General features: G+C 67.9%; 15 protein-coding genes. 11 read left to right on the forward strand and 4 right to left on the reverse strand.

What is annotated here, in order from left to right:
- Positions 1-213: 213 nt before the first annotated feature.
- Together ACLMAL_RS29375 and ACLMAL_RS29380 are read right to left on the reverse strand one after the other, a co-directional pair.
- A complete protein-coding gene (locus ACLMAL_RS29375) occupies positions 214-2,259 on the reverse strand; it encodes an ATP-dependent DNA helicase (RefSeq protein WP_412002052.1) in 2,046 nt (681 codons plus the stop codon).
- Between the two features lie 89 nt (positions 2,260-2,348).
- The gene (locus ACLMAL_RS29380; protein WP_412002053.1) at positions 2,349-3,662 is read right to left on the reverse strand and encodes a nicotinate phosphoribosyltransferase; all 1,314 of its coding nucleotides are present in this window, start codon (positions 3,660-3,662) and stop codon (positions 2,349-2,351) included.
- 121 nt (positions 3,663-3,783) lie between these two features.
- Here ACLMAL_RS29380 and clpS point away from each other — a divergent pair, with 121 nt between their 5' ends.
- The 10 genes from clpS (at position 3,784) to rdgB (ending at position 11,016) form a co-directional block, all read left to right on the forward strand.
- Positions 3,784-4,104 carry an ATP-dependent Clp protease adapter ClpS gene (gene clpS / locus ACLMAL_RS29385; protein WP_328409939.1) on the forward strand — a complete coding sequence of 107 codons (321 nt, stop codon included), beginning with the start codon at positions 3,784-3,786 and terminating at the stop codon, positions 4,102-4,104.
- Between the two features lie 23 nt (positions 4,105-4,127).
- Entirely contained in the window at positions 4,128-4,697 is a 570-nt protein-coding gene (locus ACLMAL_RS29390) for a DUF2017 domain-containing protein (RefSeq protein ID WP_328409941.1), read from the forward strand.
- Positions 4,698-4,773: 76 nt separating this feature from the next.
- Entirely contained in the window at positions 4,774-5,829 is a 1,056-nt protein-coding gene (locus ACLMAL_RS29395) for a P1 family peptidase (RefSeq protein WP_412002054.1), read from the forward strand.
- Between the two features lie 74 nt (positions 5,830-5,903).
- Positions 5,904-6,326, forward strand: a complete 423-nt coding sequence (locus tag ACLMAL_RS29400; protein ID WP_328409945.1) for a M67 family metallopeptidase — start codon at positions 5,904-5,906, stop codon at positions 6,324-6,326.
- A gap of 36 nt (positions 6,327-6,362) precedes the next feature.
- A complete protein-coding gene (locus ACLMAL_RS29405; RefSeq protein WP_406236733.1) occupies positions 6,363-6,635 on the forward strand; it encodes a MoaD/ThiS family protein in 273 nt (90 codons plus the stop codon).
- 8 nt (positions 6,636-6,643) lie between these two features.
- A complete protein-coding gene (locus tag ACLMAL_RS29410) occupies positions 6,644-7,606 on the forward strand; it encodes a PLP-dependent cysteine synthase family protein (protein ID WP_379072699.1) in 963 nt (320 codons plus the stop codon).
- A 140-nt stretch (positions 7,607-7,746) separates the two neighbouring features.
- Positions 7,747-8,505 carry a rhomboid family intramembrane serine protease gene (locus ACLMAL_RS29415; protein WP_412002055.1) on the forward strand — a complete coding sequence of 253 codons (759 nt, stop codon included), beginning with the start codon at positions 7,747-7,749 and terminating at the stop codon, positions 8,503-8,505.
- A 69-nt stretch (positions 8,506-8,574) separates the two neighbouring features.
- The gene (locus ACLMAL_RS29420; RefSeq protein WP_328409953.1) at positions 8,575-9,339 is read left to right on the forward strand and encodes a cyclic nucleotide-degrading phosphodiesterase; all 765 of its coding nucleotides are present in this window, start codon (positions 8,575-8,577) and stop codon (positions 9,337-9,339) included.
- A gap of 298 nt (positions 9,340-9,637) precedes the next feature.
- Positions 9,638-10,408 (forward strand): ribonuclease PH, encoded by a 771-nt coding sequence (gene rph, locus ACLMAL_RS29425; protein ID WP_328409955.1) that lies wholly within the window; start codon positions 9,638-9,640, stop codon positions 10,406-10,408.
- Positions 10,408-11,016, forward strand: a complete 609-nt coding sequence (gene rdgB / locus ACLMAL_RS29430) for an RdgB/HAM1 family non-canonical purine NTP pyrophosphatase (RefSeq protein ID WP_412002056.1) — start codon at positions 10,408-10,410, stop codon at positions 11,014-11,016. The genes rph and rdgB overlap by 1 nt, the downstream gene beginning before the upstream one ends.
- A gap of 12 nt (positions 11,017-11,028) precedes the next feature.
- On the opposite strand, the gene ACLMAL_RS29435 is transcribed toward rdgB, so the two are convergent.
- Both ACLMAL_RS29435 and ACLMAL_RS29440 read right to left on the reverse strand, forming a co-directional pair.
- Positions 11,029-11,412 (reverse strand): DUF3817 domain-containing protein, encoded by a 384-nt coding sequence (locus ACLMAL_RS29435; protein WP_412002057.1) that lies wholly within the window; start codon positions 11,410-11,412, stop codon positions 11,029-11,031.
- A complete protein-coding gene (locus ACLMAL_RS29440) occupies positions 11,409-11,867 on the reverse strand; it encodes a transcriptional regulator (RefSeq protein WP_412002058.1) in 459 nt (152 codons plus the stop codon). The genes ACLMAL_RS29435 and ACLMAL_RS29440 overlap by 4 nt, the downstream gene beginning before the upstream one ends.
- Before the next feature lie 198 nt (positions 11,868-12,065).
- Here ACLMAL_RS29440 and ACLMAL_RS29445 point away from each other — a divergent pair, with 198 nt between their 5' ends.
- The gene (locus tag ACLMAL_RS29445) at positions 12,066-12,530 is read left to right on the forward strand and encodes an AMP-binding protein (RefSeq protein WP_412002059.1); all 465 of its coding nucleotides are present in this window, start codon (positions 12,066-12,068) and stop codon (positions 12,528-12,530) included.
- The last annotated feature ends 41 nt before the right edge of the window (positions 12,531-12,571 follow it).

The following is a 12,571-nucleotide window of genomic DNA, read 5'->3' on the forward strand; positions in this document are numbered from 1 at the left end:
GTGCTGGCACACACCTTCGGACACGGTCTGATGTCGGGGTGCTGCGCAGCAGGCGATTTGGTTCGGCCGTGCGCGAAAGTTGGTGTCCCCGCGCCGCGTGCAGGGCTTGGCGCGGGGACTGCCGATACGTCCGGTGTGGGAATTGGGTTCCAGCGGAGTACCAAGGCCAAATTTACTTCTGTCTGGAAGTAATCGCCCGCTTTGTGAGTGGTATCACAGTGACGTAGCGGTGAGTCGTTCGAGTGCCTTGGTCACCACATTCGGGTCCGAGGTTTCCCAGTACGGCGGCAGCGAAGCACGCAGGTAGCCGCCGTAGCGCGCGGTGGCCAAGCGGGAATCGAGGATGGCGACCACGCCGCGGTCGTCGACGCTGCGCAGTAGCCTGCCGGTGCCCTGGGCGAGCAGTAGCGCCGCATGGTTGGCGGCGACGGTCATGAAGCCGTTGCCGCCGCGTGACTCCACCGCGCGCTGCCGTGCCGTCAGCAGCGGATCGTCGGGCCGCGGGAACGGAATCCGATCCAAGATCACCAGGCTCAGCGACGGGCCCGGCACGTCGACGCCCTGCCACAGCGACAGCGTGCCGAACAGTGAGGTCTCCGGATCGTCGGCGAACTTGCGCACCAGCGCGCCGGTCGAGTCGTCGCCTTGGCAGAGCACCGGTGTGTCGAGCCGCCCGCGCAGCGCCTCGGTGGCCGCTTTGGCGGCGCGCATGGAGGAGAACAAGCCGAGCGTGCGGCCGCCCGCGGCGCGGATCAGCCGCTCGATCTCATCGAGGTAGGCAGGCGCGAGTCCATCGCGACCGGGCGCGGGCAGATGCTTGGCGACATACAGGATGCCGGACTTGGCATGGTCGAACGGCGAGCCGACATCCAGTGAACTCCACCGGACCGTCTCCACATCCGACGGCGCGACGGCACCGTTCGCGGTGGCCGAATCCGTGCGGCTCCCCGACTGCGCGGGCAGACCCCACGTGATCGCGAGGCCATCGAACGAACCGCCGATCTGCAATGTTGCTGAGGTCAAGACCACCGTCGCGGTGCCGAACAACCTGCTGCGCAACAGGCCGCCCACCGAAAGCGGCGCCATCCGCAGCGTGCGCCGGACGACCCCGCGTATCTCGTCGGCAGCGAGCCAGATGACATCGCGCCTGCTCGCAGGATCGGGTTCGTCGAACGCCGTCAGCGCGCGTACCGCGCTGTCGTGCACCTCGTCGATCGCGGCGAGCGCTTGGGTGCGTGCGGCGGCGCTCTCCGGGTCACCCTGCGCGGACATGCCGCCCTGTGGGGCCAGCGCGGTGCGCACGTTCCATGCCGCGTCGCGGACCAGGGCGAGCACCGGGGCGACACCACCGGGCAGCGCGTCCCAACGGGCGGCGGGCAGCTCGTCCAGGACGTTGTGCCAGGCCTCCGACGCGCCTTCGAGACGGTCGACCTCCTGTTCGTCGACGAGCTTGGCGCAGCGGCGCGCCGCCGCGCTGATGGCCGAGGGCGCCAGTTCCGCGGTGGCCACGCCGGTCACCCGGTCGACCAGCTCGTGCGCCTCGTCGATGACGACGACATCGTGTTCCGGCAGCACCTGGATGCCGCTGATCGCGTCGATGGCGAGCAGGGCGTGATTGGTCACCACCACATCGGCCTGCGCCGACTCCGCCCGCGCCCGTTCGGCAAAGCAGTCCTGCCCGAACGGGCAGCGCGACTTGCCGAGGCATTCCCGCGACGACACGCTGACCTGCCGCCAGGCGCGATCGGTCACGCCGGGTGCCAGCTCGTCGCGATCGCCGGTCTCGGTGTCGGAGGCCCACTCGTTGAGCCGCTGCACCTCCCGGCCGAGCCGGGAGATCGCGAACGCGTCGAACAGCTCTGCCTCGGCGGGCTCGTCCGGGATCACGCTATTGATCTTGTTCAAGCACAGATAGTTGTTGCGGCCCTTGAGGATTGCGAACTGGGCCGTGCGCCCGAGCGGCTTGCTCAGCGCCTCGGAAAGCCGGGGCAGGTCCCGGTCGACCAGCTGGCGCTGCAAGGCGATCGTCGCGGTCGACACCACGACCGTCCGCCCGGTCCGCACCGCGTGCCGCAGGCTCGGCACCAGGTATGCCAGCGACTTCCCGGTCCCGGTTCCCGCCTGCACGGCGAGATGTTCCTTGGTATCGATCGCGTGGTCCACCGCCGCGGCCATCGTCACCTGCCCGACCCGCTCTTTCCCGCCGAGCGCCTGCACGGCAGTGGCCAAAAGGTCGGAGGTGGGCGGCAGTTCGGGCACGCGAGCAGCCTACTGGTTGGGACCGACAGGGATCACCGTCCATCGGGGTCGCCAAGCGCCGCGCTCGGGCCTCCGAGCCCCGCCGCTGATCAGCTCACGAATGTCGTCGGAATCGCCGGGTCGCCGTCGGACAGCTTCAGGCCCTCCCACGGCAGGCTGACCAGCCCGCGCGACACCAGTTTGCGGCTGTCGGCGAGCACCGGTAGACCATCGACCGCCTTGCCGCCGCGCACCAGCGGAACCAGCAGCTCGCGGGCCTCGAATCCGTTCGTGGCCGGTGCGGTGCCTGCGGCGGGGTAGATGATCTCTTCGACGATGGTGCCGGTGTGCCGCGCCAGCCGGATCGCTTTTTTGGTGCCGCCGCGCGACTGCTTGTGGCTGCTGCGCTTGGCCACCGGCAGGCCGTCCACCTCGACCAGCTTGTAGACCATGCCTGCCGTCGGCGCGCCGGAACCGGTGACCAGCGAGGTGCCGACGCCGTAGACGTCGACCGGCTCGGCCCGTAGCGCGGCGATGGCGTACTCGTCGAGATCGCCGGACACCACGATGCGGGTGTTGGTGGCGCCGAGGCCGTCGAGCTGATCGCGCACCTGTCTGGCCAGGACGCCGAGATCACCGGAATCGATGCGCACGCCACCCAGTTCGGGGCCGGCGACCTCGATGGCGGTCGCGACGCCCGCCGTGATGTCGAAGGTGTCCACCAGCAGCGTCGTCCCGACACCGAGCGCGTCGATCTGACTGCGGAACGCGGCCGCCTCGTGTGCGCCGTCGGTAGCGCTGTGCAGCAGGGTGAACGCGTGCGCACTGGTGCCCGCGCCCGGCACGCCGAAGCTGCGCACCGCCTCCAGATTCGAGGTGGCGTCGAAGCCCGCAAGATAGGCGGCTCGTGAGCTGGCGGGTGCGGCCAGCTCGTGGGCGCGCCGCGAGCCCATCTCGATCATCCGACGCCCGCCTGCGGCGCTCACCATGCGGGCGGCAGCCGAGGCGATTGCGCTGTCGTGGTTGAGGATCGAGAGCGCGAGCGTCTCCAGCAGGACGCATTCCGCGAAGCTGCCACACACCGAAAGAATCGGTGAGCCAGGGAAATACAGATCGCCCTCGGCGTAGCCGTCGATATCGCCGGTGAATGTGTAATCGCGCAGCCACTCGATGGTCGCGGCGTCCGAGAAGCCCGCGATGGTCGCCAATTCCGGTTCGCCGAATCGGAAGTGCGCCAGCGCCTCCAGCAGCCTGCCGGTGCCCGCGACGACACCGTAGCGCCTGCCGTGCGGCAACCGCCTGGCGAACACCTCGAAGGTGCAGCGCCGGTGCGCGGAACCGTCGGCGAGTGCGGCGGCGAGCATGGTCAGTTCGTACTGGTCGGTCAACAGTGCGGTGCTGCCGACGCCGTCGCGGATGTCCACGAAGCCACTCTAGACAGCGGTGGCGGGCATGATAGGCCGGTGTGGTCGGGATGTCTCCCGAACGTCGAAACGATCGTGGACGGGTGTTGTGATTTCGGGGTCGAGTCGTACCCTGAGTGTTATGGGCTTGTGCGAAGCGAACGCGGCACTGTCGGCGGCACAGGCGACTCCGGAGGCGGTCGAGTACACCGAGATTCTGGAGGCCGAGGACCGTCCGTGGGTCACGGTCGTCTGGGACGACCCGGTCAACCTGATGCATTACGTCACCTACATCTTCCAGAAGCTGTTCGGCTACACCAAGGCGAAGGCCACCGAATTGATGCTTCAGGTGCACAACGAGGGCAAGGCAGTGGTGTCCTCGGGCTCGCGGGACAAGATGGAACAGGACGTGAGAAGACTGCACGCCGCGGGACTCTGGGCGACCATGCAACGGGACGACTGACCAATACGACTACGCTGACGTCAGTGCGGAAGTGGAGCCGAAAGAACTCACTGAGCGGCCTCAAATTGCGCTCCGAGATGGACGCGCGTGAGGCGAGCGTGTTGCGTTCCCTGGTCGGCTCGGTCTCCGGGCTGCTGACCGAACGGGCCAATTCGGCCCCCGAAGACGATCTCGCCGCACTGACCGGGCTGCGTACCGGCAATTCGAGCCCGCCCGATGATCCTCGGCTGCACCGCCTGCTGCCGGACTTCCACCGCAGTGAACCCGGTTCCCCCGACGCCGATCGCGCCGATCTCAACAGCGCGCTGCGCGGCCTGCACGAGCCGGAGATCATCGACGCCAAACTGGCCGCGGGCTCGGTGGTGCTGAACACGGTGCCCGCGGACGGCGGCCGAATCCTGCTGACCCCGGAACAGGCCGACGCGTGGTTGATCGCGCTCACCGATGTACGACTCGCCCTCGGCGCGGTGCTCGGCATCGATGCCGATACGCCCGATCATCTGGAAGCCGACGACCCGCGCGGCCCACATCTCGATGTGTACCACTGGCTGACCTGGATGCAGGATTCGCTGCTGCAGGCACTCGCTCCGTAACCCCGTCCGGCCGAGGGATATCACCACTTCGCCGCAACGGAGACGATTCCGTGACCGACAGCCAGGAGGTGTTGTTATGAACGGCCGACCCGGACAACGTAATTCGATCACCGATGTACCCGGGCTGCTGGTAGGGCACCATCACGAGCTCGATCCGGACGCGACGCTCGGCTCCGGTGCGGCAACCGGCTGCACCGTGGTCCGCGCGCCGGACGGTGCGACCGCTGCCGTCGATGTGCGCGGTGGCGGGCCCGGCACCCGGGAAACCGATCTGCTCGACCCGGCAAACACTGTGCGACAGGTGAATTCGATCCTGCTCTCCGGCGGCAGCGCCTACGGCCTCGCGGCCGCCGACGGCGTGATGCGCTGGCTGGAGGAGAACGGCGACGGCATCCCGATGGATCCTGCCGACCCGAGCCGGGTGGTGCCCATCGTGCCCGGTGCGGTGATCTTCGATCTTCCGGTGGGGGACTGGGGGATTCGGCCCACCGCCGAGTTCGGGTACCTGGCCTCGGATGCCGCCGCGGTCGAGTTCGAGCGCGGTACGGTCGGTGCGGGTGTCGGCGCGCGGGCGGGGTCGATCAAGGGCGGCGTCGGCACCGCGAGTGTGGTGCTCGACACGGGCGTGACGGTTGCCGCGCTCATCGTGGCCAATCCGGTCGGCTCGGTGTTCGATCCCCGCACCGGTTTGCCGTGGGGGACCGGGACCGATGGTCCCGAATACTTCGGGCTGCGCCCCGCCGACCCCGAGGCGCTGGCAAGGGCCAACGCGCTCGCGGTCAAGGGCACCGTCCTCAATACGACCATCGGCGTCGTTGCCACCGACGCACCGCTGGATCCGGCGGGCTGCCGCCGGATGGCGACCACCGCGCACGACGGCATCGCCCGCGCGATCCGCCCGGCGCATTCCCCGCTGGACGGCGACACCTTGTTCGCGTTGGCCACCGGAACCGCGCGACCGGCGACCTTCCCGCTGCCGCCCGCGTTTCCGCAGGACCTGCTGGTGCTCGACGAAGTGTGCACGGCCGCCGCGGTCTGCGTGGAACGCGCGATCGTGGACGCGATCCTGGCCGCCCGATCCATCGCCGGGATTCCCGCATACTCCGACCTGTTCGCAGCCGCCGGGGAATAGCCGAATATTCTGGCTCGTTGTCGAGTGCGATAGGTCGGCAACTGCTAAGCCGAATTTGCAGAAGGGTTTGACTCGTGCTGGTGATCAGGGCCGACCTTGTCGAGGCGATGGTGGCGCATGCCCGCGCCGATCACCCGGACGAGGCCTGCGGCGTCATCTCGGGGCCGGAAGGCTCCGACCGGCCGGAGCGATTCCTGGCCATGGTCAACGCCGAGCGCTCGCCGACCTTCTATCGGTTCGACTCCGGTGAGCAGCTGAAGGTGTGGCGCGAGATGGACAGTGCCGACGAGGAGCCGGTGGTGATCTATCACTCGCACACCGCGACCGAGGCCTACCCCAGCCGCACCGATGTGTCCTACGCGTCCGAGCCGAATGCGCACTACGTGCTGATCTCCACCCGCGATCCCGAGCAGCACGAGTTGCGCAGCTACCGGATTCTCGACGGCGAGGTCACCGAGGAGCCCGTGCAGATCGTCGACGCCTACGCCCCCGCCTAGACCCTTCCCCTTATTTGTCGAAATCGAGGAGTCCCCATGTCGGTAACCGTGTCCATCCCGACGATCATGCGTGGCCTGACCGGCGGTGAAAAGCGGGTCGAGGCCAACGGCGCCACATTGTCCGCACTGATCGCCGATCTGGAGGCCAACCACCCCGGCCTGGCCGAGCGGCTGCTCAAGGACGGCAAGCTGAACCGCTACGTCAACATCTACGTCGACGACGAGGACGTGCGCTTCTCCGGTGGCCTCGCGGCCGAGGTGCCCGCGGATGCCTCGGTGACCATCCTGCCTGCCGTCGCGGGCGGCTGAGCGACCCCGTGGCGCGCTATGAATCGCTGATCGCGACGCTGGGTAACACCCCGCTGGTCGGACTGCGCAACCTGTCCCCGCGGTGGGACGGCGAGAACCCGGTGCGGTTGTGGGCCAAGCTGGAGGATCGCAATCCGACGGGGTCGATCAAGGATCGCCCCGCCCTGCGGATGATCGAGCAGGCCGAGGCCGACGGTCTGCTGACGCCGGGCTGCACGATTCTGGAGCCGACCAGCGGCAATACCGGAATCTCGCTGGCGATGGCAGCCAAGCTCAAGGGCTACCGGCTGGTCTGCGTGATGCCGGAGAACACCTCGGTGGAGCGGCGTCAGCTGCTGACCATGTTCGGTGCGCGGATCATCGATTCCCCGGCCGCCGGTGGCTCGAATCAGGCGGTGGCCAAGGCCAAGCAGATCGCGGCCGAGAATCCGGACTGGGTGATGCTCTACCAGTACGGCAACCCCGCCAACGCGCTGGCGCACTATGAGACGACCGGCCCGGAGATCCTGGCCGATCTGCCGGAGATCACCCATTTCGTCGCCGGGCTCGGCACCACCGGAACCCTGATGGGGACCGGGCGTTTTCTCCGCGAGCAGGTGCCCGGTATCGAGATCGTCGCCGCGGAGCCGCGCTACGGCGAACTCGTCTACGGACTGCGCAATATCGACGAGGGCTTCATCCCGGAGCTCTACGACGAGTCCGTGCTGACCACCCGGTTCTCGGTCGGCCCGTTCGACGCGGTCAAGCGCACCCGCGAATTGGTCCTGGAGGAGGGCATTTTCGCGGGCATCTCGACCGGCGCGATTCTGCACGCCGCGCTCGGGGTCGCGCGCAAGGTCCTCAAGGCAGGCGGGCGCGCGGACATTGCTTTCGTGGTGGCCGACGGCGGCTGGAAGTACCTCTCGACCGGTGCTTACGACGGCACGCTCGAAGAGGCGGAGCAACGCCTCGAAGGCCAACTCTGGGCCTGACTCGCCGTCGCGTCGACCAGGGGCTTTCGGTCTTGCCTACCGCTTGGTGGCGATATACACCGGTACTCTCGAAGAGGCGGGGCACCGGCTCGCGATCGGACCTTCGCGACCGCGATGCCTTGCTCGACGAGGAGGTTGCGATGACCGGCGGTGCGGGAATCGGATCGTCGTTCGATCCGGATCGGATTGCCGCGCTGCGCGCGCAGCTGGGTAACCCGGTGGGCTCGACTCCACCGAGCGCGCCGCTGCCGGGATCGCCTGCGCCGAGCCCGGCCGAGACTTCCGGCAACCTCGGGGTGGTCAAACAGCTCTGGCTGCGCGCCGGAGTTCTGATATCCGGATTCGTCGTGCTGCTGTACGGCATCGAGGGCGTCGATCAACTCGACGACTCCCAGCTCGATCGCGCGGGCATCGAGCCGCGCACCGCGGACGGCCTGTGGGGCATCCTGTGGGCTCCAGTCCTGCACGGCGGCTGGGACCATCTGATCGGCAACACCCTGCCGGTGCTGGTGCTGGGCTTCCTGACGCTGCTCGCGGGGATCGGGCGCGGGCTGGCCGCCACCGCGGTCATCTGGGTCGTGGCCGGGATCGGAACCTGGCTCACCGGAGCAAGCGGATCGGTGCATCTCGGTGCGTCCGCCCTGGTTTTCGGCTGGTTGACCTTCCTGATCTCGCGCGGCTGGTTCGCCCGCAGTATCGCGCAAATCGTGGTCGGACTCGTCGTTTTGGCCGTGTACGGGTCGCTGTTGTGGGGCGTATTGCCCGGACAACCTGGAATCTCTTGGCAGGGACATCTTTTCGGGGCGATGGGTGGAGTGCTGGCAGGCTGGGTACTCTCTGGTGATGAACGTCGACACCGTCGCGGGGATCGAGCCGGAGTCAGTGCGTCGCCACGGTGAGCGTGCGGCGCGTCGGGAAATGTGGGGGATCCTTCCTTGAGCGAGAATTCGTCGTGGCAGCATGGGGGAATGCGCCTTACCGTCCTCGGGTGCTCGGGCAGCGTGTCCGGCCCGGACGCCCCTGCGTCGGGGTACCTGCTGAGCGGCCCCGATATGCGGCCGGTGGTGATCGATTTCGGACCCGGCGTGCTCGGCGCATTGCAGCGCCACGCCGATCCCGGTGAGGTCGATATCTTCCTGACCCACCTGCATGCGGATCATTGCCTCGATCTGCCCGGACTGCTGGTGTGGCGGCGCTACCATCCGACGCCACCGGTGGGGAAGGCGATCGTGCGCGGTCCTTCCGACAGCGCGTTGCGCATCGGCAATGCCTCCGCGGAGATCGGCGGGGAATGCGACGACTGGTCGGACGTCATCGATCATCGGGCCTGGGGTGAAGGCGAGGCGGTCGAGTTCGGGCCGGGACATACGGTGACGGCGCGGCGGATGTACCACCCGCCGGAGTCCTATGGGCTGCGGATCGTCACCGCCGCCGGCCGGACCTTTGTCTATACCGGTGACACCGCGATGTGCGGGGCTGTTCAGGAACTGGCCCAGGACGCCGACATTCTGATGGCCGAGGCCTCGTGGACGCACGATCCGGCGAATCGGCCTCCCGGGATTCACCTTTCGGGCACCGAGGCGGGCATGATCGCGGCCCAGGCCGGGGTGAAAGAGCTGCTGCTCACCCACATCCCGCCGTGGACCTCCCGCGAGGACGTCATCGCCGAGGCGAAGGCGCAGTTCTCCGGCCCGGTGCATGCGGTCGCACCCGGGGAAACCTTCGACATCTGACCGTAGGTCCAACGCCCGGATTCCCCCTCCAGCCCAACCACTGCGAAGCGAGTCTTACGAGCGACCGTTCGTAGTCGGCACCACGCAACCGATACAGCGCACCAAAGTTGCGAGCTTCCCCACCAAAGCATCCACCACGGAGCGAGTCTTACGAGCGACCGTTCGCGGCCGGCTCGCGTCCGAGCGGCCGAAGCGCATGCGACGAAGTCGCGAGTCTCGGCCGCTCGGACGCGAGCCTTCGGGGCCGCGAACACGCAGCGCCGAAGGCGCTGCAAATTAAACACAGTAGGCTGGGCCCGTGTCGAGACGAGCCGATGGCAGGGCGGACGATCAACTCCGCGAGGTACGGATCACCCGTGGATTCACCGCGCACCCAGCCGGTTCGGTGCTGGTGGAGTTCGGGCAGACCCGCGTGATGTGCACCGCGAGTGTCACCGACGGCGTGCCGCCGTGGCGGCGCGACTCCGGCCTCGGTTGGCTGACCGCCGAATACGCGATGCTGCCCGCGGCCACTCACACCCGCAGCGGGCGGGAATCGGTCAAGGGCAAGGTCGGCGGCCGCACGCAGGAGATCAGCCGGCTGATCGGTCGATCGCTGCGTGCTTGCATCGACCTCGCGGCCATCGGTGAGAACACCATCGCCCTCGACTGTGATGTGCTGCAGGCCGATGGCGGTACCAGGACTGCCGCCATCACCGGCGCGTACGTGGCGCTCTCGGATGCGGTCACCTATCTGGCCGCTGCAGGCAGACTCAACGATCCGCAGCCGATTTCGTGCGCGATCGCCGCGGTGAGCGTCGGCGTCGTGGACGGCCGAGTACGCCTGGACCTGCCCTACGAAGAGGATTCGCGCGCTGAGGTCGACATGAACGTGGTCGCCACCGACACCGGCACCCTGGTGGAAATCCAGGGCACCGGCGAGGGCGCGACGTTCCCGCGCTCCACCCTGGACAAGATGCTCGACTCGGCGCTCGCCGGTTGCGAGCAGCTGTTCGCCGTGCAGAAAGAGGCGCTGGCGCTGCCCTATCCTGGCGTGCTGCCCGAGCCGACCGAGTCGAAGAAGAAGTAATGACTCGACGCGTTCTGGTTGCCAGCCGTAATGCGAAGAAGCTGAACGAGCTGCGGCGCATCCTCGACGACGCCGGTGTCGCGGGCATCGAGATCGTCGGGCTCGACGATCTGCCCGCTTACGACGAGGCGCCCGAGACCGGCGCGACGTTCGAGGAGAACGCGCTGGCGAAGGCGCGCGACGGTGCCGTGGCCACCGGATTGGCTTGTGTCGCAGATGATTCCGGTATCGCGGTGGATGCGTTGAACGGGATGCCCGGTGTGCTGTCGGCGCGCTGGTCCGGTGGCCACGGCGAGGACGCGGCCAACAATGAGCTATTGCTTGCTCAACTCGGCGATGTGCCCGACGAGCGGCGCGGTGCGCAGTTCGTCTCCGCGTGCGCGTTGGTGGTTCCCGGTGGGAGCGAGACCGTGGTTCGCGGCGAATGGCCCGGCTCGATCGGGCGCAAACCCGTCGGCGACGGCGGTTTCGGCTACGACCCGCTGTTCGTTCCCGCGGGTGGGGTCGGCACCGCCGCGCAGCTCACGCCCGAGCAGAAGAACGCGGTCTCCCATCGTGGGCGTGCATTGGCCCAGTTGGTTCCCGCGCTCGCCGCGCTCGCGGACTGATTCGCCCGCGGGTCAGAGGTTGAAGTCCGCCTTGACCTTCTTGGCGTTGACATGCTCGACGAAGAAGGACAGCAGCGGGACGGTGCCCGCGATCAGGGTGCCGACGGTGCGCAGCAGCGGCCAGCGGACCTTGACCGCGAGGTCGGCGGTGACCAGCAGGTAGGCGAAATACACCCAGCCGTGCACGACGGCGATCCAACTCGGAGTGTGCACGTCGAAGCCGTATTTGGCGATGATTTCGCCGGTCAGCAGCAACAACCAGAGACCGGTGACCCACGCGAGCACCCGGTAGCGCAGCAGCGCGCCCGTGATCTTGCCGGTGTTCGTCGGGGCGACGGCGGCTGCCGGCGCGCTTTCGGTCAGGGTGGGCTCGGTCGAGTTCTCGCTGGTGGTCAACCGGCGCTCCTCTCGGTATCGCGGGCACGCAGGCCCGCCTCGCGGACGTGCTGGTCGATGTCATTGGCGTGCAGCTCGGCGAGATACCTGTTGTACTCGGCGAGCACCGGGTCTTCGTCGCGAACGGCCTTCGGCCGTTCCGGCAGCAACCCTTCCGGAATCTCTCGTGGCGCAACGGGTTTCGGGGCCCGCTTCGGCTTCACAGGCGCCTGCTCCGCATTGTCTCCGGTCTCGGCTTCGCGTTCCAGGCGCACGAAACGGAAGTAGGCGAACACCGCGAATCCGGCGAACAGCGGCCACTGCAGCGCATAACCGAGGTTCTGGCCGGTGCCGCTCGCGGACTCGAACCGCTGCCACTGCCACCAGCCGAGGGCCAGGCAGCCGAGGGCAGCAACGATCACCAGCGCAATAAGGGCTGGGCGATTGTGTGCCGAGCGGCGAGGTGGAGCGGACACGGCTACCACGGTACCCGTCTACTACGCGACACGTAGGAGGCAGGTCCACTCGTGGACGTCACACCAAGGTGTGAGAAACGCACACCCTCGGAGGGGATCGGCCAGTACTGGGGTTCCTGTCGAAATGAGGCTCCGACGACGAGATTTATAGGCATACCGAAGACGCCACGGACCAAGATTTTCGAGAGAGAGACGAACATGACCACGCTGATCGAATCGCCTGCTGAAACAGTTGTCCAGCTGCGGCCGAGCGCTGTGTCCGCGCATGCCGTGAACGATCCGACCGCCGTCGCCGTGTCCGCCGCCGACTGCGAGCTCACCTATCGTGAGCTCGACCTCTGGTCGAACCGTCTGGCCCGGCTGCTGCTTGCTCGCGGCGCAGGCCCTGGTGTCCGCGTCGCGGTGGCCGTCACCCCCGCGGTTGAGGCCACCGTGACCGAGTGGGCCATCGCCAAGACCGGCGCAGTCGCCGTCGCGGTCGCTCCCGGAACAGCCGCCCACGGCGCCACCCTCGGTGTGACGACCAAGGCGCTGCGCGGCGAGCTCGCCGATTCGCTCAACTGGCTCATGCTCGACGACCGCTCGACCCTGGTGCATTACATGACCGGTTCCGACGCGCCCATTACCGACGCGGACCGCGGCATGGTGCTCGAGATCGCTTGATCCGGCTTGTCACCTACGGGCGGATCTCGGCTTCCACGCCG

Origin of the sequence: Nocardia sp. CWNU-33, assembly GCF_046764895.1 — a bacterium.
GTDB lineage: Bacteria > Actinomycetota > Actinomycetes > Mycobacteriales > Mycobacteriaceae > Nocardia.